The organism is Neoasaia chiangmaiensis (assembly GCF_002005465.1).
Lineage (GTDB): Bacteria > Pseudomonadota > Alphaproteobacteria > Acetobacterales > Acetobacteraceae > Neoasaia > Neoasaia chiangmaiensis.
This window is the reverse complement of record NZ_CP014691.1, coordinates 121,909-142,184: the sequence shown is the minus strand read 5'-3', so window position 1 is coordinate 142,184 and position 20,276 is coordinate 121,909. Positions and strand designations below refer to the sequence as shown.

20 protein-coding genes and 1 pseudogene are annotated in these 20,276 nt (G+C 58.2%); 11 read left to right on the top strand and 10 right to left on the bottom strand.

Going from position 1 to position 20,276, the window contains the following annotated elements:
• Positions 1-51: 51 nt before the first annotated feature.
• The 3 genes from A0U93_RS00700 to A0U93_RS00690 form a co-directional block, all read right to left on the bottom strand.
• Entirely contained in the window at positions 52-438 is a 387-nt protein-coding gene (locus A0U93_RS00700; protein WP_035729077.1) for a type II toxin-antitoxin system VapC family toxin, read from the bottom strand.
• The gene (locus A0U93_RS00695) at positions 435-668 is read right to left on the bottom strand and encodes a type II toxin-antitoxin system Phd/YefM family antitoxin (RefSeq protein WP_077805670.1); all 234 of its coding nucleotides are present in this window, start codon (positions 666-668) and stop codon (positions 435-437) included. Before A0U93_RS00695 ends, A0U93_RS00700 begins: the two co-directional genes overlap by 4 nt.
• A gap of 111 nt (positions 669-779) precedes the next feature.
• Positions 780-1,415: a hypothetical protein gene (locus tag A0U93_RS00690; protein WP_169852662.1), complete on the bottom strand. Its 636-nt coding sequence runs from the start codon at positions 1,413-1,415 to the stop codon at positions 780-782.
• 114 nt (positions 1,416-1,529) lie between these two features.
• Here A0U93_RS00690 and A0U93_RS00685 point away from each other — a divergent pair, with 114 nt between their 5' ends.
• From A0U93_RS00685 to A0U93_RS00675, 3 genes are read left to right on the top strand one after another with little or no spacing between them, the layout of a single operon-like run.
• Positions 1,530-3,101: a recombinase family protein gene (locus A0U93_RS00685; protein ID WP_077805669.1), complete on the top strand. Its 1,572-nt coding sequence runs from the start codon at positions 1,530-1,532 to the stop codon at positions 3,099-3,101.
• Positions 3,101-4,000 carry a plasmid partitioning protein RepB C-terminal domain-containing protein gene (locus A0U93_RS00680; protein ID WP_077805668.1) on the top strand — a complete coding sequence of 300 codons (900 nt, stop codon included), beginning with the start codon at positions 3,101-3,103 and terminating at the stop codon, positions 3,998-4,000. Before A0U93_RS00685 ends, A0U93_RS00680 begins: the two co-directional genes overlap by 1 nt.
• Complete coding sequence (locus A0U93_RS00675) at positions 3,993-4,931, top strand: plasmid partitioning protein RepB C-terminal domain-containing protein (protein WP_077805667.1); 939 nt, start codon at positions 3,993-3,995, stop codon at positions 4,929-4,931. The genes A0U93_RS00680 and A0U93_RS00675 overlap by 8 nt, the downstream gene beginning before the upstream one ends.
• A 608-nt stretch (positions 4,932-5,539) precedes the next feature.
• Here A0U93_RS00675 and A0U93_RS00670 read toward each other — a convergent pair.
• Positions 5,540-6,649 (bottom strand): Fic family protein, encoded by a 1,110-nt coding sequence (locus A0U93_RS00670; protein ID WP_211274065.1) that lies wholly within the window; start codon positions 6,647-6,649, stop codon positions 5,540-5,542.
• 101 nt (positions 6,650-6,750) lie between these two features.
• Here A0U93_RS00670 and A0U93_RS00665 point away from each other — a divergent pair, with 101 nt between their 5' ends.
• Positions 6,751-7,827, top strand: a complete 1,077-nt coding sequence (locus A0U93_RS00665) for a DUF4396 domain-containing protein (RefSeq protein WP_147151201.1) — start codon at positions 6,751-6,753, stop codon at positions 7,825-7,827.
• Between the two features lie 448 nt (positions 7,828-8,275).
• Here the strand turns inward: A0U93_RS00665 and A0U93_RS00660 are convergent, their stop codons facing one another.
• Genes A0U93_RS00660 through A0U93_RS16330 form a run of 3 tightly spaced genes read right to left on the bottom strand, consistent with a single transcriptional unit; the run spans position 8,276 to position 10,413 of the window.
• Positions 8,276-9,802, bottom strand: coding sequence for an efflux transporter outer membrane subunit (locus A0U93_RS00660; RefSeq protein ID WP_077805664.1), 1,527 nt, complete (start codon positions 9,800-9,802; stop codon positions 8,276-8,278).
• Positions 9,799-10,239, bottom strand: coding sequence for an HlyD family secretion protein (locus tag A0U93_RS17060; protein ID WP_077805663.1), 441 nt, complete (start codon positions 10,237-10,239; stop codon positions 9,799-9,801). Before A0U93_RS17060 ends, A0U93_RS00660 begins: the two co-directional genes overlap by 4 nt.
• Before the next feature lie 36 nt (positions 10,240-10,275).
• Positions 10,276-10,413 carry a hypothetical protein gene (locus tag A0U93_RS16330; protein ID WP_169852661.1) on the bottom strand — a complete coding sequence of 46 codons (138 nt, stop codon included), beginning with the start codon at positions 10,411-10,413 and terminating at the stop codon, positions 10,276-10,278.
• Between the two features lie 268 nt (positions 10,414-10,681).
• On the opposite strand from A0U93_RS16330, the gene A0U93_RS00650 reads away from it, so the two are divergent.
• The 4 genes from A0U93_RS00650 to A0U93_RS00635 all read left to right on the top strand — a co-directional run bounded on the left by A0U93_RS00650 (position 10,682) and on the right by A0U93_RS00635 (position 15,467).
• On the top strand, positions 10,682-11,041 hold the full coding sequence (locus A0U93_RS00650) for a MarR family winged helix-turn-helix transcriptional regulator (RefSeq protein WP_169852660.1): 360 nt from the start codon (positions 10,682-10,684) through the stop codon (positions 11,039-11,041).
• Between the two features lie 211 nt (positions 11,042-11,252).
• Positions 11,253-12,227, top strand: a complete 975-nt coding sequence (locus A0U93_RS00645; RefSeq protein ID WP_077808218.1) for a ferritin family protein — start codon at positions 11,253-11,255, stop codon at positions 12,225-12,227.
• Positions 12,228-12,254: 27 nt separating this feature from the next.
• Entirely contained in the window at positions 12,255-12,557 is a 303-nt protein-coding gene (locus A0U93_RS00640; RefSeq protein ID WP_077805662.1) for a DUF3861 family protein, read from the top strand.
• Positions 12,558-12,974: 417 nt separating this feature from the next.
• Positions 12,975-15,467 carry a glycoside hydrolase family 31 protein gene (locus A0U93_RS00635; RefSeq protein WP_211274035.1) on the top strand — a complete coding sequence of 831 codons (2,493 nt, stop codon included), beginning with the start codon at positions 12,975-12,977 and terminating at the stop codon, positions 15,465-15,467.
• A 248-nt stretch (positions 15,468-15,715) separates the two neighbouring features.
• On the opposite strand, the gene recD2 is transcribed toward A0U93_RS00635, so the two are convergent.
• Complete coding sequence (recD2, locus tag A0U93_RS00630) at positions 15,716-17,902, bottom strand: SF1B family DNA helicase RecD2 (protein ID WP_077805660.1); 2,187 nt, start codon at positions 17,900-17,902, stop codon at positions 15,716-15,718.
• Positions 17,899-18,483: a DNA-3-methyladenine glycosylase I gene (locus A0U93_RS00625; protein ID WP_077805659.1), complete on the bottom strand. Its 585-nt coding sequence runs from the start codon at positions 18,481-18,483 to the stop codon at positions 17,899-17,901. Before A0U93_RS00625 ends, recD2 begins: the two co-directional genes overlap by 4 nt.
• A 127-nt stretch (positions 18,484-18,610) precedes the next feature.
• On the opposite strand from A0U93_RS00625, the gene A0U93_RS17010 reads away from it, so the two are divergent.
• A complete protein-coding gene (locus tag A0U93_RS17010) occupies positions 18,611-18,814 on the top strand; it encodes a hypothetical protein (protein WP_211274034.1) in 204 nt (67 codons plus the stop codon).
• A 419-nt stretch (positions 18,815-19,233) separates the two neighbouring features.
• Here the strand turns inward: A0U93_RS17010 and A0U93_RS00615 are convergent.
• Positions 19,234-19,434 (bottom strand): annotated as a pseudogene (locus tag A0U93_RS00615) (IS701 family transposase); the annotation flags it as partial.
• Between the two features lie 177 nt (positions 19,435-19,611).
• On the opposite strand from A0U93_RS00615, the gene A0U93_RS17055 reads away from it, so the two are divergent.
• Complete coding sequence (locus A0U93_RS17055) at positions 19,612-19,863, top strand: transposase (RefSeq protein ID WP_077805657.1); 252 nt, start codon at positions 19,612-19,614, stop codon at positions 19,861-19,863.
• A 116-nt stretch (positions 19,864-19,979) separates the two neighbouring features.
• Positions 19,980-20,273 carry a YtcA family lipoprotein gene (locus A0U93_RS17050; protein ID WP_077805656.1) on the top strand — a complete coding sequence of 98 codons (294 nt, stop codon included), beginning with the start codon at positions 19,980-19,982 and terminating at the stop codon, positions 20,271-20,273.
• Positions 20,274-20,276 lie beyond the last annotated feature (3 nt).

Genomic DNA, 20,276 nt, shown 5'->3' with positions numbered 1-20,276 from the left:
CAGGTCGGTTCGTATCCACCATTCCCTCGTTCGTACGTCCGCTTTAGGCGATCACCAAAGACGATTGACGGCGAAGTTGTCAAACAAGGCCTCGTTGGAGATCAACGTCATACCCTCGGCCTGCGCTTGGGCAATCAGGAAACGATCAAACGGGTCCTTATGAGCAATGTTCATCTCGCCCGCGATGCGAGCATGAGTAACGCTGATTGGCAGCTCAACGAATCCCTGCCCAGCAACAATAGCCTCAAAATCCTGTGCCAGCAGGGCCGCCCCCGGCAGTTTACCGATGCGGAACTTGGTTGCGACCTCCATGGCCGAAGCCGCGCTCACGGCTATGACGTTGACCTCATCCGCTATGGCCTCTTGGGCGCGACGGCTCAAATGCTCGTCGCCCGCCAACCACCAGATCAACGCATGTGTATCAAGCAATAGCCTCAAGCGAGATTCCACCCGTCCAGTTCATCGTCGGGCAGCGCCTCATTGAAGGTCTTATCCAGGGTGATCTGGCCTTTGAGCGCCCCAAACACGCGACGACCCTGCGGCTCCACCGGCACAAGGCGCACTACTGGTACAGAACCACGTGCGATCACCACATCGCCACCCGCAAGCGCGTCGGCAATCAGGCGAGACAGGTTGGTTTTGGCATCGTGAACCGAAAACTGGGCCATGAGGCACCTCCTTAGCTAAGGATATAGCTAAGAGACCTCCCTTTGGCAAGGGGCGCCTTCCATTCCGGCCTTGTGATTGGCCAGGCTTGCCACCTGGAAGAGATCGTCCACTCAGGTCTCGGCTTTGCGGCAATATCTCCCTTTCCTGCGTGAGCCGACATATTCTACGAGTTGAGCTTGCTGAAGACCTCCAATGTCCCTGCGTGCGGTTTTCAGGCTCACATTCCATACAGATATAATGTCTATGGCTCTGCATTTGCTTCCTCGCTCGAGGCTTAGCAGGAACCACCGTTGCCGTTCATTCAGTTCCCAATGATCAGGGACATTTACAGGGTCGTGTTCAAGGACATGTTCAGGGTCATTCCCTCTTGCAGCCACTGCCTGTCTGCCACTTGCCACCACTCCAAGCCGATAAGCTTCTCTGGCTGCAGCAAGTGAAGAACACTCTGTCGAGTATGTCGAGAGATCAGCATTACGTCCTTCGACGAGCCCAGAAACGAATGCCCGGATAACCGGCGACGAAACAACAAGACGCAAGAAATATATCGTATCTGGGCCATGCTGCGCTGAAAGCCAGTGTTTTACACTCTTCTCACTTGCGCCTGTCTGTCGCATAAGCCTTTTGATTACACCGTGGCTATCTTCATGCTCTTTGCGCAACAGTTCGGCAACCGTCTTGGCATAGTTTTCACGACGTCCGAGAACACCCTTCCATAGAGGTAATTTCCTGCCCTTTTTCGGCAACATCTTCCGATCCTTCCGATGCTAAAATAATCCCGCTTCAGAATGACGGAACAGACTCATTCTCACTGCGAGGGAAGATGTCCGGACCTCCGTTATCGGCCTCGGAAAGGGCAAAACGTGACGAGCCGGAGATTCTACGATGATGATCGCACGGAGCCGCTGGAACGCTTCGTTCGGGCCGCCGAATACGTCCGGATGTCAACGGATCTTCAGAAGTATTCGACCGAAAATCAGTCGGAAGCGATCAAGCAGTATGCCAAGGCTCGTGGGATTAAGATTGTCCGCACGTATGCCGATGCCGGGAAAAGTGGCCTCAAAATTGAGGGGCGCAATGCACTCAGACAACTCATTGAAGACGTTCAGGCAGGAAATACTGATTTCACATTAGTTCTTGTCTACGACGTCAGCCGTTGGGGCCGGTTCCAGGATGCGGATGAGAGCGCTTACTACGAATATATCTGCCGTCGCGCGGGTATTGCAGTCGAGTATTGCGCCGAACAGTTCGAGAACGATGGGAGTCCAATCTCAACCATCGTCAAGGGCGTTAAGCGTGCCATGGCTGGTGAATATAGCCGTGAACTTTCTACCAAAGTATTTGCAGGTCAGGGAAGATTGATCGAGAAGGGTTATCGTCAGGGAGGGCCGGCTGGATTTGGCTTACGTCGAACCCTGATTGATGAGAACGGCGCCATCAAGGGCATTCTTGGACAGGGCGAACATAAGAGTATCCAGACTGACCGCGTTATCCTGACGCCCGGCCCGGCCGAGGAAATCAATCTGGTCCGCACCATCTATCAGTCTTTCGTTCATCAGGAACGCAGCGAGAGCGAGATCGCCGACGACCTCAACAGACGTGGCATTTTGACAGATCTTGGACGTCTCTGGACCAGAGGAACAGTACATCAATTACTGATCAATGAGAAATACGTCGGCGACAACGTATGGAATCGTCGCTCCTTCAAGTTAAAGAAGAAACGAGTTCGCAATGATCCAGAAATGTGGATCAAAGCGCAAAATGCATTCGAAGCCATCGTCGAGCGTGAGCTATTCGAATCTGCAAGGAGCATCATCAATACGCGCTCTTTCCGTCTGACTGATGAAGAAATGCTGCATTCCTTGAAGGAACTCTATCACCAGAAAGGCCTATTATCGGGTATAATCATTGATGAATGTGATGACTTGCCTTCCAGCGGCGCCTATAGCGCCCGTTTCGGCAGCTTGCTCCGCGCCTATCATCTTGTCGGGTTCAAACCGGATCGTGACTATCGATACATCGCGATAAACCGTGAACTACGCAGACTTCATCCGGAAATTATTCGACAAATAATCGCTGAATTGCGCACCAAAGGTAGTGATGTATGGCAGACTCCTCAGGACGACCGTATCGTCGTCAATGACGAATTCAGTCTTTCCGTGACGATAGCGCGCTGTATAGAAACATCCACCGGACTGCTGCGCTGGAAGATGCATTTCGATACCTCACTCATACCCGACATTACGATCGTCGTGCGTATGGACAGCGCCAATCGTATGCCTCTGGACTACTATCTATTTCCACGCATCGACATAATTTCCGGCAAACTTCGCCTGTCGGAAGAAAACGGTCTTGCTCTTGACGCCTATCGTTTCGACAATCTTGAACTCCTATACGACATCGCCACTCCTATTTCCATTGCGGAGGTCGCCTGATGTCTGTCATTCGTCCGAGCAGGATCGAAATGATCCCGATCAGCCAGATTACAGTCGTAAATCCACGCGCCCGCAACAAGCGCCAGCATCGGGAAATTGTTAACAACATCGAAGCTATCGGTTTGAAACGGCCCATCACCGTAAGTCGCCGAGATACGGCCAATGGCCCCAGATATGACCTCGTTTGCGGCGAAGGTCGGTTGGAAGCCTTCCAGATGCTCGGCCAGCCAGATATCCCGGCAGTGGTCATCAAGGCGAGCGAGAGCGAGTGTCTCGTCATGAGCTTGGTCGAAAACATCGCCCGACGTACACCGCGCCCCATTGATCTCATGCGCGAGGTCGGCGCATTACGATCACGCGGTTATAGTGATACGGCAATCGGTACAAAAATCGGTGTCGGAGCCTCCTGGGTCAACATGGTCGCTTCCCTCCTCGATCGTGGTGAGGAGCGGCTTCTAGCCGCAGTTGAAACCGGCCTTATTCCTATTACTCTGGCAATGGAGATTTCCCGGGCCGAAACAGAAGAAGCCCAGAACCTACTCCTTGATGCCTATGAAACGGGCAAGCTGAGGGGCAAGAAGCTGGCAGCGGTCCGGCGAATGCTCGAGATGCGCTTGCAAAGCCAACGTAAAGGTCTACCAACGGGGCGTTTAGGGCGCAAAACGAGCAGTCGTAGAATGACGGCCGCTGATCTAATGCAGGTCTATCAACGTGAGGCTGAAAAGCAGCGTCTGTTGGTCAAGAAATCGGATTTTACTCAGACACGACTTCTGTTCATCGTTGAAGCCTTGAAGGATCTTCTCGCGAACGACGGCTTTATTAACCTGCTTAGAGCCGAAGGGCTGGCGACCATGCCTCGCGCTCTAACAGTCAGAGTATCGGGAAACGAGCATGACTGATGAAGTGAACAATCGAGGGCATAGCCGTATTCATATGGCTTTCGGCATGGATTTCCTCACGATTCCTGTAGCATCAATCATTCCACTCAAGACATTGCCGCCCGATATTAGATCGAGCCGCACATATTCACAGATATTGACCTCCATAAAAGCGATCGGACACCCGATAGAGTCCCCGGCTGTGACGGCAGATACGACGAACGCCGAACAATGGTTTCTACTTGACGGTCATTTAAGAATCGAAGCCATGAAGGAACTCGGCTTCACAGAAGTCGAATGTCTGCTGGCTCCTGACGATGATACCTATACCTACAATAAGCGGGTCAATCGTATACCACCAATCCAGGAACATCGGATGATCGCACGCGCCATGGAGCGCGGAGTCTCGTCAGCTGATATCGCTACCGCACTCAATATTCAGGTAGAAGCGGTATTGAGACGTTTCCGGCTACTGGACGGCATCAGTCCCGAAGCGGCTGAAATGCTTAAAGATACCCCCTGCTCCATGAAGGTATTCGATATTTTGCGCCAGATGACGGCTGTACGACAGATCGAATCCGCTGACCTCATGATCGGCCAGAACAACTTCACAGTCATGTTCGCCCGAGCCTTGCGGGCCGCGACGTCAGAAAACCAGCTCGTACCGAACAAAAGAGGAAAAAAAGAGAGTAGAGCGACACCATCAGGTCAGCAGATTGCTCGTATGGAACGAGAACTCGCAGCACTTCAGACACAAGTAAAGTCTGTCGAGGAAACCTACGGCATTGATAATCTGCATTTGACCGTGGCACGCGGCTATATCGCCAAACTCCTTGCAAACAGTCGGATAGTCCGTTGGATGGCAACTCATCAACAGGATTACCTTTGTGAATTCCAGAAGATCGCTGAAATCGACCCACTTGGTTCGATTGGTAAAGAAGCGAGCACCTGAATTAAAATGGGGACCCGGACCCGATAAGCGCGGGACCATGGGAGAAGCCACACTGTGGGGTGGATCAAGCATGGCGGTGGGAATGGCGGCGACCCCGCATGATGCCCACTAGGCTGGCCGTCATATGGGTCAGCCGCGTGCTGTCCCGTTTGACTGCACGAATATGAACGGGCGTGCCAGACCTCCATCTGGCACGCCCTTCGACTGATGAATGTATGGGTAATAGGATTAAGTTACGGCTCTCCCCTATGGATATTTGGCGTCCGACCTCCTGTATTTAGAGGCCATCGCTGACTGTCGCGTGGCAAAGGGATGCAGCTAATCGCAATTGGTTGCGTGGTGTTCCACACTCGATTTGAACCCACTTCCCGTAAGCCTCTAAAATTAAATAACTTTCCACAAGATGACCTCAGTTCACACATAGAAAGCCCCCGCCAAGTCAGCGACTTAGCGGGGTTTCAGAAACTGTAAGTGGTTGCGGGAGCAGGATTAACCCTCAACTTGCAAGGCCCTGCCCTCCCTGCTTTTCTAAAAGACCTGGTGGACATAACGCATCTGGAAGGGCTCTTCTGCGCCGTCGCCTAAATCCTCGTCGCTCTGCGGCCTGTTCATTCCATGGTGGATAGCGAGTAACTGGTGCTACGCCCTCCCCCATGGTCTCGGGTCAACAGCCCTTTGGCTATGAGATCGACAATGTCGCGCAGGGCGGTGTCAGGCGATACTTTAGTGAGCTTGGCCCACTTCGACGAGGTCAGCTTGCCTTCAAAGCCTTCAAGCAGGCGATTGAGCATGAGTCGCTGTCTGTCGTTCGATATATGTGGCTCGGCCACCCTCCAGAACGCGGCTTTTCGTAGAACGTTGACCAAAACCCGCTCGGCACCGTCGATCGCCTGGCTGAGACAGGCCAGGAACCAGAGGATCCACTTGGTGATGTCCAGGTCCCCCCTCTGCGTACGTTCGAGTATCGCGTAATAGCCTTTGCGCGCTACGCGGATCCCGGCGGACATGCTGTAGAAACGCTGCGGTCCGTCCTCGGAGCGAGCCAGCGCCATATCTGCAATGGCACGGGCGATGCGCCCGTTGCCGTCCTCGAACGGATGAACGGTCACAAACCATAGATGGGCGATAGCGCCCTTGAGCACGGGATCGATACTGTGTTCCTGTTCGAACCAGGCAAGGAACGCCGCCATCTCGTCAGGTAGCCTTGATGCCACGGGCGCCTCGAAATGAACCCGCTCGCGCCCGAACGGTCCAGAGACGACTTGCATCGGTCCCGAGCGTCCGTCACGCCACGCGCCGACGACAATCCGGCTCATGCCGCTTCGCCCGGTCGGAAACAGCGCGGCGTGCCAGCCGAACAGACGCTCCGCCGTCAGGGGTTGAACGTAGTTCTGGGTAGCATCGAGCATCATCTCGACGACCCCCTCGACATCCCGGTCAACAGGCGACAATGCGCCAATATCCAGGCCAAGGCGACGAGCGATCGACGACCGCACCTGCTCCTTGTCGAGCGTCTCTCCCTCGATCTCGCTCGACTTGATGACGTCTTCGGTCAATGTGGCGAGATTGGCCTCAGCCTGGAGATTGAGGCCGAGCGCTTCCATGCGACCAATCAGGCGTCCTTGACGATGGCGCACTGCCGCAAGAGGTACCGTGATCGCTTGCTCGGACCATATGAAACGGGGCCAGTCCCGATGCTCGTGGATATACATGTCAATCACCGCATAAGTTGCGGATATTATGCTGCCTTTTCGCCGCATCGGCAAGCTTGATCGACGAATCTCGCTGACCCACGCGGACCATCCCGGTTCATACTTCAGTGGACGCGCTCTGGATCAAGCAAGGCGCGATCCCGGAAGGTCGTCACGTGACTTCGCTCAGTGGCGCCTCAGGGCAGCGCCGGTTACAAATCGCCCATAACCAGATCTCGGTGTTGCGGGTTCGGTCCTCCTCGACTTTCGTAGGCCTCGCGGCGCCTGAAACTCTTCAGGAAATCTGCCAGCCTGCTTCCGATTGCAAGCGCTCGGAAGCAGCTTTCCTCCGCCGATCCCGGCGCAGTTCGCCTCCTCCATCAGGCTGTCTCCAAGGAACCAACGTCGAAATCGTTGCGAAATCGCGTCATGATTCGGTCGCCCATGAAAGAGGCGGCGGCAACTTTCTTCCCACATCGCTCTTGACGTTCACTATGTCGAAGAATGTCAGGTGTGTCCCGATGATTATCCTTGCGGATTTGTGGCTGTCGCTCTGCGTTCTCACCGTCATACTGATCGCCGCCGACTGCCGAAGTCATCCCCAGCGTATGGGGGTCATGAACATGACATGGCCGCTGACCGGCCTCTACTTCGGCCCGATCGCCGGCTGGCTGTACCGGACCCTTGGTCGCTCGCAACGTACAGGCGATCATGCGGGCGCTCACCACCACCAGCACATGCTCGGCTCTTCCGGCAGCCACGACGTTTCAATACGCGCCACCTTAGTCAGTACCACGCATTGCGGCGGCGGCTGCGTGTTAGGCGATCTCATCGGTGAGACGCTGGCTGGCGCGTTTTCGCTTACGCTATTCGGTTCGAAGCTCGCGGCCGGTTGGATTCTGGATTTCGTTCTGGCCTTCCTGCTCGGCATTGCTTTTCAATACTGGTCCATTCGCCCGATGCAGCCTGACATGACGTCCAAGGATGCTTTTCTTGCGGCTCTAAAGGCTGACACGTTGTCCATCACTGCTTTCGAGATTGGCATGTTCGCCGTCATGGGTCTCCGGCTGGCGATAGCACCGAACCTCACAATCTGGGACGCCGGCTTCTGGATATGGATGCAGGTGGCCATGCTGGCCGGCTTTGCTACCAGTTTTCCAGCGAACAGATGGCTGGTTCGCGCCGGTCTGAAACACGCGATGTAGCCACTTCCTCCGCTAAGATAGTATTTTTGCGCGGCCCCGTCCGAGTGCTCGGATGTGTGGCGTGGCCGCGCCCGATCCACTCTTTCAAGTCTCTGTAAAGCCGACTATTTCGCCGGCGCTCCACAAGGGCGGGGTTTTTAGGCAGAGTGATACAAATCGTCCGCCTTGCCCGCGACACGTTCTTCGGAAGTGTTACAAACCAGACAACGCGCCCGTGTGATGGCCAATTGGGTCGGTTCAATAGTGACTGCGGACTGTCCGCTCTGAGAAAAGTAAATCGGAAGGAGGTACGACCAATATGCGGGCGGCCGCCGCGTGTCTGCTTCGCTTCCATTGAGCGGACAGGCGGCTTGGGGGGAAAGCCGTCTGTCCGGTCTCAGACACGAAGTTGCCAAAGCGGACGTCTTTGACAATTGGAAATCGGTTCAGGTGTCACGTCCTGTAGTCGTCATGGCATGAGCGCTGCGGCGCCTGAGAACACCGGTTGCGGGTTGGTCGAGATATGCGCCTGTGCACGCGCGGCTTGTGTGCCTGGTGCGGGCTCTGCGTATTGCCAGCCGCCGCCGAGCGCGCGGTAGAGGCCGACGAGGGTGGTTTCGATCTTCGTCTGGTTGGCGGCCAGCGCCGACTGACTCGCCAGCACGGCACCCTGGGCTGCGACGACGTTGAGATAGTCGGCCGCACCCTCGACGTAGCGTTGACGTGCCGCGAACAAGACCGCTTCGTTCTGCGTCATCGCCTCGCGGGTCTGTTCACGGGTGCGCTGAGCCTGCGTGTAGGCCGTCATCGCGTTGTCCACGTCGTTCCAGGCACCAAGCACGGTTTTACGGAAGGCGAGCGCTGCTTCCTTCGCTTGGGCTTTTCGCAGATGCAGGGTCGCCAGCAGGCGTCCGCCCTGGAAGACCGGCAGGTTCAGCGTAGGTCCCGCCGCGAACTGCCGCGCGGGCAGCGCAAAGAAGTCGGCGGCCGAGAGGGATTCGGTGCCCATGTTCCCGGTCAGCGTGATATCCGGATAGAACGAGGCCTGCGCCATGCCAACTTCCGCCGTCGCCTGATGCAGACGCGCTTCGGCCACCAGCACGTCGGGACGACGGCGTGCAAGATCGCTCGGCAGGCCGACCGGCACGGTGGGTGGCACCGGAGGCTGGATATCCGGCGTTTTCAGTTCGGTCTCCAGCGCGCGGGGCGGCTGGGCGAGCAGGAAGCCGATCGCATTGATGAGGGTTGCCTCCCGATCGTCCAGATCGGGCAGGGCGGATGCGATCTGCGCGACCTGTGCGCGGGATTGCGCGAGATCGAGCGTGGTCGCGACGCCGTTGCCGAACCGGCTCTGCACGAGCGCGAGATTACGCTGGGCAAGGGCCAGGTTGGCGCGCGTGATCCGGGCCTGTTCCTGCACGCCGCGCAGCTGCATGTAGCTGGTGGCGAGATCCGAGACGGCGGCCAGCGCCACGGCGCGCCGGGCCTGGAGCGATTCCAGCTCGCCCGCGCGTTGTGCTTCGACCGCGCGGCGGATCATGCCGAACAGGTCGAGATCCCAGCCCGCGCTGACGGCCTCGGAAAAGAAGTCGAACTGAAAGTTCGCATTGGGCTGTGGCTGGGCGAGCGAAAAAATGCCGTGCGTGCTGAGGCGGCGATAATCATAGTTTCCGGCCCACGAGACCTGCGGCAGCCCGGCCGAGGCCGCGACGTGCATCTGTGCACGGGCCTGATCGATCCGCTGCCCCGCCGTCTGCAGGTCGAGGTTCTGCGCCGCCAGCCGATCGACGAGGCTGTCGAGCACGGGATCGCGGAAGCTGTGCCACCACTGCGTGTCGATCGGGCCCGAGACCAGACGGCTGCGCGCCTGCGGCTCAAAGCCCCACTGGTGCGGGCTGGTGATCTGCGGCGCATGAAAATCAGGCCCCACGGCGCAGCCCGTCAGGGCAAACACCGTGGCGCAAAGGACTGTGCGGAGGCGATGATGGCGGATCATTTCGCGGTCACCGTGCCCGGCGCCGTATTCTGGTGCGCCGCGACGTCGGCCAGACCCGTATCGACCGTGGTCTCGACCGACATGCCCAGGCGCAGCAGCCTTGCGAGCGGCTGGTTCGGCGCCAGCACGATCTTGACCGGCAGGCGCTGGACGATCTTGGTGAAGTTGCCGGTCGCGTTCTCGGGCGCGATCGGCTCGAACGCGGCCCCCGATCCCGGCGGCACGGAATCGACGATCCCGTCCACGCGCAGCGCCGTCGTCATCAATAGGGGGATGGCAAAACCACCGGACAGACCCTGTAAAACGCGCAAGCCAAAAAGCACGATCGGATAGCCGGTCGTAATCAGGCCGAGAGTCGAGAGGCAGCACAGCGCGACAACAAACAGCGCGAAACGACGCAGTGAAAACGTTACGGCACACCATGGAGACAACGCCATGCCGATGATTTCGGCGGAGGTGTACAGGCTTTCATACTAGGTGGCAGGATCATGGCTCATACCGATCGCCCCACTGATATCGACCAGTGCCTGAGACGAAATCTGGTCATTCAGTTCGGTCATCATCGCGAGCGTGATAGCGCCCGCGAGGCCGATAAGGGGTGTCTTGTCCATTGTCTCAGTGGACCGGCGTAGCGTTCATTATAAATGCTGCGCCTGTGGGAGCCGTGCCTTTTGCAGGGATTTCCCCTCGATCGGGTAGGGCTTGCATCGTCAGACGCCTTTCGCTACAAATAACAACAGCACGCTATGTATATAAGGACAGCACGCTGTGCAACGGAAAAAGGATTCCATTTCTGCCTGCGACGAGCAGCCCGTCGAATCCATGGGCTATCTGGTCAATCGGTGCGCAAGGGTTCTGACACAGACTCTGGCACGCGCATTGGCGCCCCTTGACCTCGCCGTCGCGCAATTCATGGTCCTGCAGCAGCTTTGGGTTGCCGAAGATCTTACCCAGCGCGACCTGGTGGAGCGGCTGGATATCGAGCAGGCCACAATGGGCAACACGCTTGGGCGGATGGAACGCGATGGTCTGATCACGCGTCGTCCCCATCCGACCGATGGGCGCGCGCAGATTATCGTGCCCTCGGAGCGCGCGATGCAACTGAAGGATCAGGCGCTCGAGGCCGCCGCGAGCGTGAACGACCTCGCGTCGTCGCGATTGTCGACGACCAGACAGAAGCAGCTCAAGGCGATGCTTGAGGGGATCATCCTCGAGGTCAGAAAAGCGGACGCGTTATGAAGCGACCGTCCCTCAGGCGCCGTACCAGACTGGTGCGACCGATATGTAAGACTCCGGTTGGGAAGATCTTCCGACAGAACCGAGGATTTGTGCGATGTTGCGCACCATAGCAGGTCGTCTGGCCAAGCGCTTTCTATCCGAAAAACGCGGGCTGCCCTCGGGGCGCACGCCGGATGAGGCAGAGCTTGTAAAAATTTATGGGCATTTGCCCATGGAAACGCGCGCTCAGCCTGAGAACCCCTTCACAATCGCCGAAGCCGATTACCGGGCGAGGCACTGGCGAGCGACCACATCCGGAACCTTGAGACCCGGCACGGCGGACCATAAGCGTGCTGTCGCCGATATGTTTCGCGAGACGTTCAATCCTTACCGCCCCTCGGTCATCGCCTGGCCGAAGCTGGACCCGGAAACGCTCAAAAGAATAACATCCCTGCCCATCTGGGATATTGCGGTGGAAACCGAGGGGAAAGCGCGCCTCCGGATGGCAGCCTATGCCGCGACGATGACCGACCCCGAAATGCGAGACGCAATCGCGCGGAATGCCTGGGAAGAAAACCGTCATAAGGAAGTGCTGACGAAGCTCGTGGAAGCCTATCAGATCGGCATGGCGCCAGAGCCTCCGTATGTCGTTCCACGTGACGCCGAATGGGCTTATCTCGTGACCGGATTCTCGGAATGCGTGGATAGCTTCTTTGCGTTCGGCCTCTTCGAGCTGGCCGGGCGATCCGGCCTGTTTCCTGAAGAACTGATCGAGACTTTCGAACCGGTCATGCAGGAAGAATGCCGCCATATCCTGCTGTTCGCCAACTGGCTGGCCTGGCATCGCACCACGTTGACGCTGTACCGGCGAGTTCGGTTCGAGTTCCGGGTGCTAGCCGTGTGGCTTTTTCTCGCATATGAGCGCATCGGAATGGTCCGGACCCTGGATGGCAACGGTGAAGTTCATGACCAGGACAACAACTTTACTATTTCTGGCACTAAAGACGTCTCTGACACCGATATCGGCCTGCGTGATATCCTGGGTGTATGTCTGTCAGAAAATGCCCGGCGTTTTTCCGGATATGACCCGCGTCTCAAGCGCCCGCGAATGATGCCCACAATTGCAGCACTGCTGCGCACGGTACTGCCACGCAGACGACCCGGGTCGCCAGCCAATCGATCCGCAAATATTCCACCGTCACCGTAGTCTGTTTTTGGGAACAAGGAATTGAAGATGCCCTTCAACTACCATATTGATATCGAGCGTCACGACCAGGAAAAAAAGGCGGGCTGGAGTATCTCTGGTCAGTCTATCAGCTTCGAATTATCAAGCCGTGATGATCTTCAGGAATTGATTAGACGTGTCGACTCCCTCGCGATCGTATCGGGGGACGACGCGGCGCAGCTGACCGTCGGCATAAAGCTGCTCGGAGACGTTCTTCTCAGGTATCGGGACGATGAAATGTTTTCGGGCCTGTTTCCTCACTTCGCCACGTTTATGAAGAAACTTAAGAGTCTTCCAGGCAGCGATCATTAACGATGATTATTGATCGGTTATAGTCGAAGAAGAGGTTTCCCAAGGTTGCCTCTGGGTCGATAATCGGACCTCACGAATTGGTCGTCAGAAGTGTCAGCCATAACGTTATAGCCCTCCCTCACAGTGTGACCCGCGCTGACCCGATGTTAGTCCGTCATAACCGTTATATTTCCATAGGGTTAACGATAAACTAACGAAAGAGAGCGGAAATGAATGTTCGATTGCACGTCGCCGAGCGCGTCTCCAATGAGCATCCTCTCGACAAGCGCATCAACTCACCGTTCATATGTCGCTTGATAAGTTAGGCTCGCGGCTATGAGGCCCATGAGAGACTGAGCGAGGTGCCAGAGAACGCATGACCGGAAATCAAAATTGAGACGGCGTCTCGGAACGCTCCGGTTCTTAATATCGGTTGTTGTGGCGTTGGCGTCCCCGGCGCTCAGCGCTGAAGGTCTTCCTACGCTGGGCACGCAACCAAATGCTTCCGTCTACAAGGTAAGGGGGGCAGTCATCGAGATCGCGGCGTTGCGCGGCGACATCGTTCGTGTTCGTATCGGGCGAAATGGCAACCGACCCCCGCCCGACGAATCCTGGGCCGCACTCGGAACGTCGCGCGAGTCACGTGCCCCAATCGAACGTTTTACGCGCGGCCAAATCGCAGGCTTCACAACGAGTGTAATCAAGGTCACGGTCGACCAGGAAAGCGGCGCAATCGTCATTTCTGATCGCAAGACTGGCCGCGTCCTGATGGCGGACCGGAGGCAGGCTTTCCGCGCGGACCCGGATGGCGCGGGCTTCTCCATGGGGAAATCGCTTCCCGATGACGCCCATTATTTCGGGCTCGGCGACAAGTTTGGCCCGCTCGATCTGCTGGGTCGCAGCTTCGCCATGTGGAACACGGACAGCTATGGCTTCCAGGAGGGGCATGACCCGCTCTACAAGGATATCCCCTTCTTCGTCGGGTATACCCGACAGGGTTATTACGGCTTCTTCCTCGACAATACCTGGCGCACCACGTTCGATTTTGGCCACGAGAAGCCGGGACAGGTGACAATCGCCGCCGACAACGGCCCGATCGACTACTACGTGATGGCAGGACCGACACCCAAAGACGTCGAGCGGCAATATGCCTGGCTGACGGGAACCCCCGCAATGCCGCCGCGCTGGACGTTGGGATTCCAGCAGTCGCGCTGGGGATATCCGACGGAGGCGTCCGTTCGCGATATCGTGGCCCACCTCAAAAGGGACCGGATCCCGACGGATGCGATGTGGCTCGATGTCGACTACCAGCAGAATTATCGGCCCTTCACCGTCGATCCGAAGACCTTCCCACGGTTTCACGACATGGTACAGACCTTCTCCAGGGAAGGCGTCCACACCATTGCCATCACAGACCTTCACATCGCTGATCACCCAAATGCGGGCTATGCGCCCTATGACACGGGGATCGCGCAGGACCGGTTCGTCAAGAAGGCCGACGGCACCAACTATATCGCCCCGGTCTGGCCGGGACCGGCACTCTTCCCGGACTTTACGCAGAAAGCCACGCGCGACTGGTGGGGAGCGCTTTATCGGCAATTCTACCTGACCGATGGTATCGCGGGGTTCTGGAATGACATGGACGAACCAGCCGTGTTCGATACGCCCACCAAGACGATGCCGCTGGACAATATTCATCGCATCGACGAGCCGGGGTTCGCATCGCGCAAAGCGTTGCATGCCGAGATCCACAATATCTACGGCATGCAGAATCACCGCGCGACCTATGAGGGATTGCTGGCGCTCAAGCCCAACGAACGTCCCTATGTGATGACCCGCGCGTCCTATGCCGGCGGCCAACGCTACGGAACGACCTGGACCGGAGACAACAGTTCCAACTGGAATCACCTGCGTCTGACCGTGCCGATGCTGGAAAGCCTGGGGTTAGGCGGCTTTGCGTTTGCCGGTGCCGACATCGGTGGTTTCGCTGGATCGCCGTCGGCCGATCTTCTGACCCGCTGGATCGAGATCGGCATGTTCCAGCCTCTGGCACGAGATCATAGCGACGAGGATAGCCAGCCACAGGAGCCGTGGGTTGGCGGCAAGGCGCAGGAGGACATCCGTCGCCGTTTCATCGAAGAACGCTATCGCCTGCTTCCCTATAATTACACGCTCGCAGAGGAAGCGGCCCGCACAGGCATTCCGATGATTCGCCCACTGTTCATGGAGTTTCCGGAAGGTCTCCTGAACGGTATTCCGCTCGATCTGGCCGCCTGGGGACAGTTCATGTGGGGCCCATCCCTGATGGTGGCACCGCCACCCACGCCGGAATCTCCCGCGCCTTACTCGGTCACTCTGCCGGCGGGCGGCTGGTATGACTACTGGACCGGAAAGCCTGTCTCCGGCGTGAAGCCGCTCAAGCTCTGGGGGGCGAGCGGGATGTTTCTCACCCTGAAGGACGAGGGCGCCGCCTCGCCACACGCGCTGCCGGTCACGCCGCGCCTTGACCAGCTGCCGGTGTTCGTTCGCGCGGGCAGCATCATTCCGCGTCAGGCCCTCGTGCAAAGCACAGACGAAACACCAAAGGGGCCGCTGGAAATCGACGTGTATCCGGGTGCAAACTGTCATGGTAGTGTCTATGCGGACGACGGGCACAGTTTCGATTATCGCAATGGCGCCTATAGCCGCACAGATCTGACGTGCATGCAACATTCTGACGGTTCGATCGACGTCAGCATCGGCAAGCCGGAGGGAAGTTACACACCGTGGTGGCACAGCTACCATATTGTTGTGCATGGCGTGACGAGACGACTGTCTCAGAGTGTGATCGAACGAGGCCATACTCTGGCAGTCGTCTATGACGCCGATCAACAGTCCGTCGCACTGGAGTTCCCGACTTCAGCCGATGCCATAAAGGTCGCGCTTCAATGAGATTTACGCGGGGCGGCCACTGAATGACCGACAACGAGACATGGCGTGTCTTCCGTTAGAGCTACATTCCTTATTAAGGCGTTTCTGATTCATAATAAGCGATAAAGAACCGCCTTTTAGTCCTGTATTCACGGCAGTTCCTATGCGCCTCGATGGAATGCTTCAGTCAAAACCATATCCGCTATCCGGAAGTTTTTTTGTTCTGAATGTCACATTTGAGGACAAAAGCGGAAATCGAAGCTTGCGGCTCATGAGAAAAGCACGTTCTCCAACCACTCCCTTAGCTTCGACCACCGCCGCCTCCCGCCCTTATTCCGCACGGCGATGGCCAGCGCCTTCTTCTGCCCGACCAGCACAACGAGCTTCCGCCCCCGTGTCACACCCGTATAGAGCAGGTTCCGCGCCAGCATGGCGTAATGCTGGGTCACCAGCGGGATGACGACGGCCGGGTATTCCGATCCCTGGCTCTTGTGGATGGTCGTGGCGTAGGCGAGCACCAGCTCGTCCAGTTCCCCAAAACCATAAACGACCTCCCGACCATCGAATAAGACCGTCAGTTCGCCCTCTTCCACATCAATCCTGTCGATAACGCCGAGGTCCCCGTTGAAGACATCCCGGTCATAATCGTTGGCGATCTGCATCACCTTGTCGCCCGGCCCATAGGTCCAGCCGAACCGTTCGACCTTCACCTCGCCCGGCGGATTCAGCGCCTGCTGCAGTTCGATATTCAGGGACCGCGCCCCAAGGCCGCCCCGATTCATCGGGCAAAGCACCTGTACGTCGCGAACCGGGTCCAACCCGAACCGCGCCGGGATGCGGTCCTTCACCAGCGCCAGCAGCTTGCGCAGCCCGATCTCCGGGTCGGCCGCTTCGACGAAGTAGAAATCCGATCCCTCTTCCGCACTCAGTTCGGGCATCCTGCCCTCATTGATCCGGTGCGCATTGGTGATGATCCGGCTCTGCGCTGCCTGGCGAAACACCTCCGTCAGCCGCACCACCGGCACGGCGTTGGAGCCGATGATGTCGGCCAGCACCTGCCCCGGTCCGACCGACGGCAACTGGTCCACGTCGCCCACGATCAGCAGGGCTGCGCTATCGGGCAATGCACGCAGCAGGGAGCGCATCAGCAGCACGTCCACCATGCTGGCCTCGTCCACGACCAGCAGATCGCAGATCAGCGGGTTGGTATCGTCCCGCTTGAAACTGCCGGTTGCTGGGTCCGTCTCCAGCAGGCGGTGGATGGTCTTCCCCTCCAGCCCCGTGCTTTCCGACAGGCGTTTCGCCGCGCGGCCCGTCGGCGCGCAGAGCTGCACGTCCGTGCCCTTGGCCGTCACGATCTTCAGGATGGCGTTGACCAGCGTGGTCTTGCCGACACCGGGACCACCGGTGATCACCAGGACCTTGCTGCGCAGGGCCAGGCGCACCGCCTCCTGCTGGCTGGGGGCCAGAGCCAGCCCGGTCTTCCTTTCCACCCAGGTCATGGCCTTGTCAGCATCGATCTCCGGCCAGGGCGGACGACCGACGGCGCAGGCGCGCAGCCGTTCGGCAATACTCTGCTCGGCGCGATAGAGACCAGCCAGAAAGATGCAGTCTGTTTCGCCAACACTGTCAGCGACCACATCTCCCGCTTCCAGTTCCAGCGCGAGGGCCGTCTCGATCAGAGGGGTGGCAACCTCCAGCAGTTCAGCGGTGCTGGTCAGCAATTCCCCGACCGGCAGGCCGCAATGCCCTTCATCCATCGCCTCGCCGAGCGCATAGGAAATCCCTGCCCGTACCCGGATCATGGCGTCGGGCGCGATGCCCATCTTCCTGGCGATCTGATCCGCGGTCTTGAACCCGATCCCGCGAATATCCTTCGCCAGCCGGTACGGGTTCTCGCTGATCAGTTTAACCGCGTCCTGGCCATAGGTCTTGAAGATCCGCACCGCCCGCGAGGTGCCGACGCCGTTGCTATGCAGGAACAGCATGATCTCGCGGATCACCTTCTGATCCGCCCAGCCGGCGACGATCCGTCCGGCCCGCTTCGGGCCAATCCCCATCACCTCCCGTAGACGGCCGGGCTCCTGCTCGATCAGGTCGAACACGGCCTCGCCGAATGCTTTCACCAGCTTCTTCGCATAAACCGGGCCGATGCCCCGGATCATGCCGGAGCCCAGATAGCGCTCAATGCCCTCGACCGTGGTCGGCGGGCTGGCCTTCAGAAACTCCGCCTTGAACTGGAGGCCGTGGGTGTGGTCGTTGAACCAGCGCCCCGACATCTGCACGAACTCGCCTGCCGAGATCATGGCGGCATGGCCGACAACAGTGGCCAGATCGCGCTGTCCGCGCACCTTCACCCGCAGGACGCAGAAGCCGTTCTCGGCGTTGTGAAACGTCACCCGTTCCACCAGTCCCGCCAGCGCCTCGGTCGGCGCGGAAGAAGTCTGCCCGTTCACCCTGCCCTATGCTGGTGATGCCGGAAGCAGACAGGGTCATGATCATCGATCATCCCGACCGCCTGCATCCAGGCGTAAACGATCACCGGCCCGACAAACTTGAATCCCCGCGCTTTCAGGGCCCTCGACATCGCCTGCGAGAGCGGCGACTGCGGCAGCACGGCACCGGTCGTGTTCCGGATCGGCGCGTCCGGCACCATGCCCCACGCGAACCCTGAAAAGTCCTCGCCCCGCTCCTGCATGGCGAGATAGGCAAGCGCGTTACCGATCGTCGCCTCGATCTTGGCCCGGGCACGGATGATCCCGGGATCGGCCATCAGGCGTTCGACATCGTGCTCGTCAAAGCGCGCGACGATGTCGGGATCGAAATTCGCGAACGCCCGACGAAAGCCGTCACGGCGTCGCAGTACGATCAGCCACGACAACCCCGCCTGGAAGCCTTCCAGACAGAGCATTTCCCACAGCATCCGGCTGTCCCGAATGGGCTTGCCCCATTCCTCGTCGTGATAGGCGCGCAGCAGCGGATCGGTTCGAGCCCAGGAACAGCAGGGGCGATTGGCGTTAGATGAGTTGCACGTCATCTGAGGCATGACAGCACCATAGCATATCCACGCCTGTTGGCTTTATGCGCAGTTCCCGTTCTATGGCTACAACCGCGATGGCGCGACGGTATCGGAAGGCATCCGGCGGTCGTTCTGGCTGATGGGCATGCAAGGCGGCCTGAAACCGCAGCTCGATTCCATCAAGCAATTTTCGGAAACTGATTTCACCGAAGACCTGCAGCGGATCGACGTGCCGACAGCGGACGAGGACCGATCGCCCTGCTTCGACGATAACCCTGACGGCCAGGAGAATACGCTCCCGAGACCATCACGCGTCCGTGATTCCGGCGGAAACTACGCTGGTCTTTGATTCCGTTTGTTGCCTATGTGTTTCCTGCGGTGGATTTTGGGCAACAAAAAACCCGCCTGTGAGGGCGGGTTTTATTGTGCAATATCAGTCGCTTAATTCATGGTTGCGGGGGCACGCAAGCACCGATACCGACATTCACTTCAGGCAGCAATATAATTCAGTAAAATCAGATCATTGGTTTCCCGTATATAGTGGCCCGGCAAGCCGATCGTCCGCGACCGGAAACGTTCCAGATCCTAGATCTGGCGAGCCGACATCGTGAAAACGCATGACGAATTTGCGTATTCCCTGAGCCCAAGCCTAGCACTAAATTTGCGCTTTCATTCTGAGGTGGGCGAGGTATGCGGCGGCTTGATGAGACCGTCGAAAGACGGACCATCAGAGGGTATGCGAGATAGGGACCTGAGCCTGGGTGACCTTCATGGCGAGGCGGCGGATTTCCTGGATCGACCATCGGATGAGCTTCTGCGTGTTGGCAACGGGCTTTTTTTGAGCGCCGCGGCGTTGGCCTGGGAGCGCACGGCGGCCATCATGGCGTAGGCCAGCATGACCAGCGAGACGTGGCGGTGCCAGCCATGCCAAGAACGGGTCTCGTTGTGGTCGAGGCCCAACTCATCTCGGTCGATACCGCTATCGAAGCACTGATCGCCAGTGATACCGTGCTGGCCCGGCGGCAACAGGTGCTGGCCCAGCGTCCCAAGCCTGGGGGCCGTCACGATCATGCCCTGATGGCCGACATGCCCGAACTCGGTGCCATGGAGGAAGGCTAGACCGCGGTCCTCGAAGGTTTCGCGCCCATGACGCCGCAATCCTGCAAATGGTCCGGCAGAAGCACCATTCGCGCCGGCCGTTCCGTGCTGCGTCAGGCCCTCCACAGGCCTGCCCTCGTCGCCATGCGATTCAACCCGGACCTCAAACGTGTCTGCGATCGCCTCATCGGCACCCGCAAACACGCCAAGATCGCCATCGCCACAGTCATGCGAAAGCTCGTCGTCCTCGCTGACGCCCTCCAACGCAACGACCGCCTCAGGACACCAAAAGAGGCGTGATCACCACGGATACTCTAGCCGACGATGGAAATAACTTAGAATCATTCTGGTTGACATGCCAACGAGTTTTGCATTAGCGGACGTCAACGACTTCTCTCCCTCCGGCAAGCACATCCATGCGAGGCAATTTTATGGTTCGTAACGAAGCAGTCTGGCGCTCGCGTGGTTTGACAGCGCTTGTTCCTCTTCTTCTGTCAGGCTGCACTTCAGCGCCCCTACAGAATGTTCTGGGATCTTTCTTCCCGTCCTGGATGGTCTGCATCATACTCGGAACCGTAGCTTCCGCCCTGCTTCGGGCCGTGATCGGAATGTTCGGCATGCAGGACGCCGTGCCAGTTCCCATGCTGACATACCTGCTGATTGCACTCTGTGTGACGTTCCTCATATGGCTTCTAGTTTTCGGAAACTGAGCC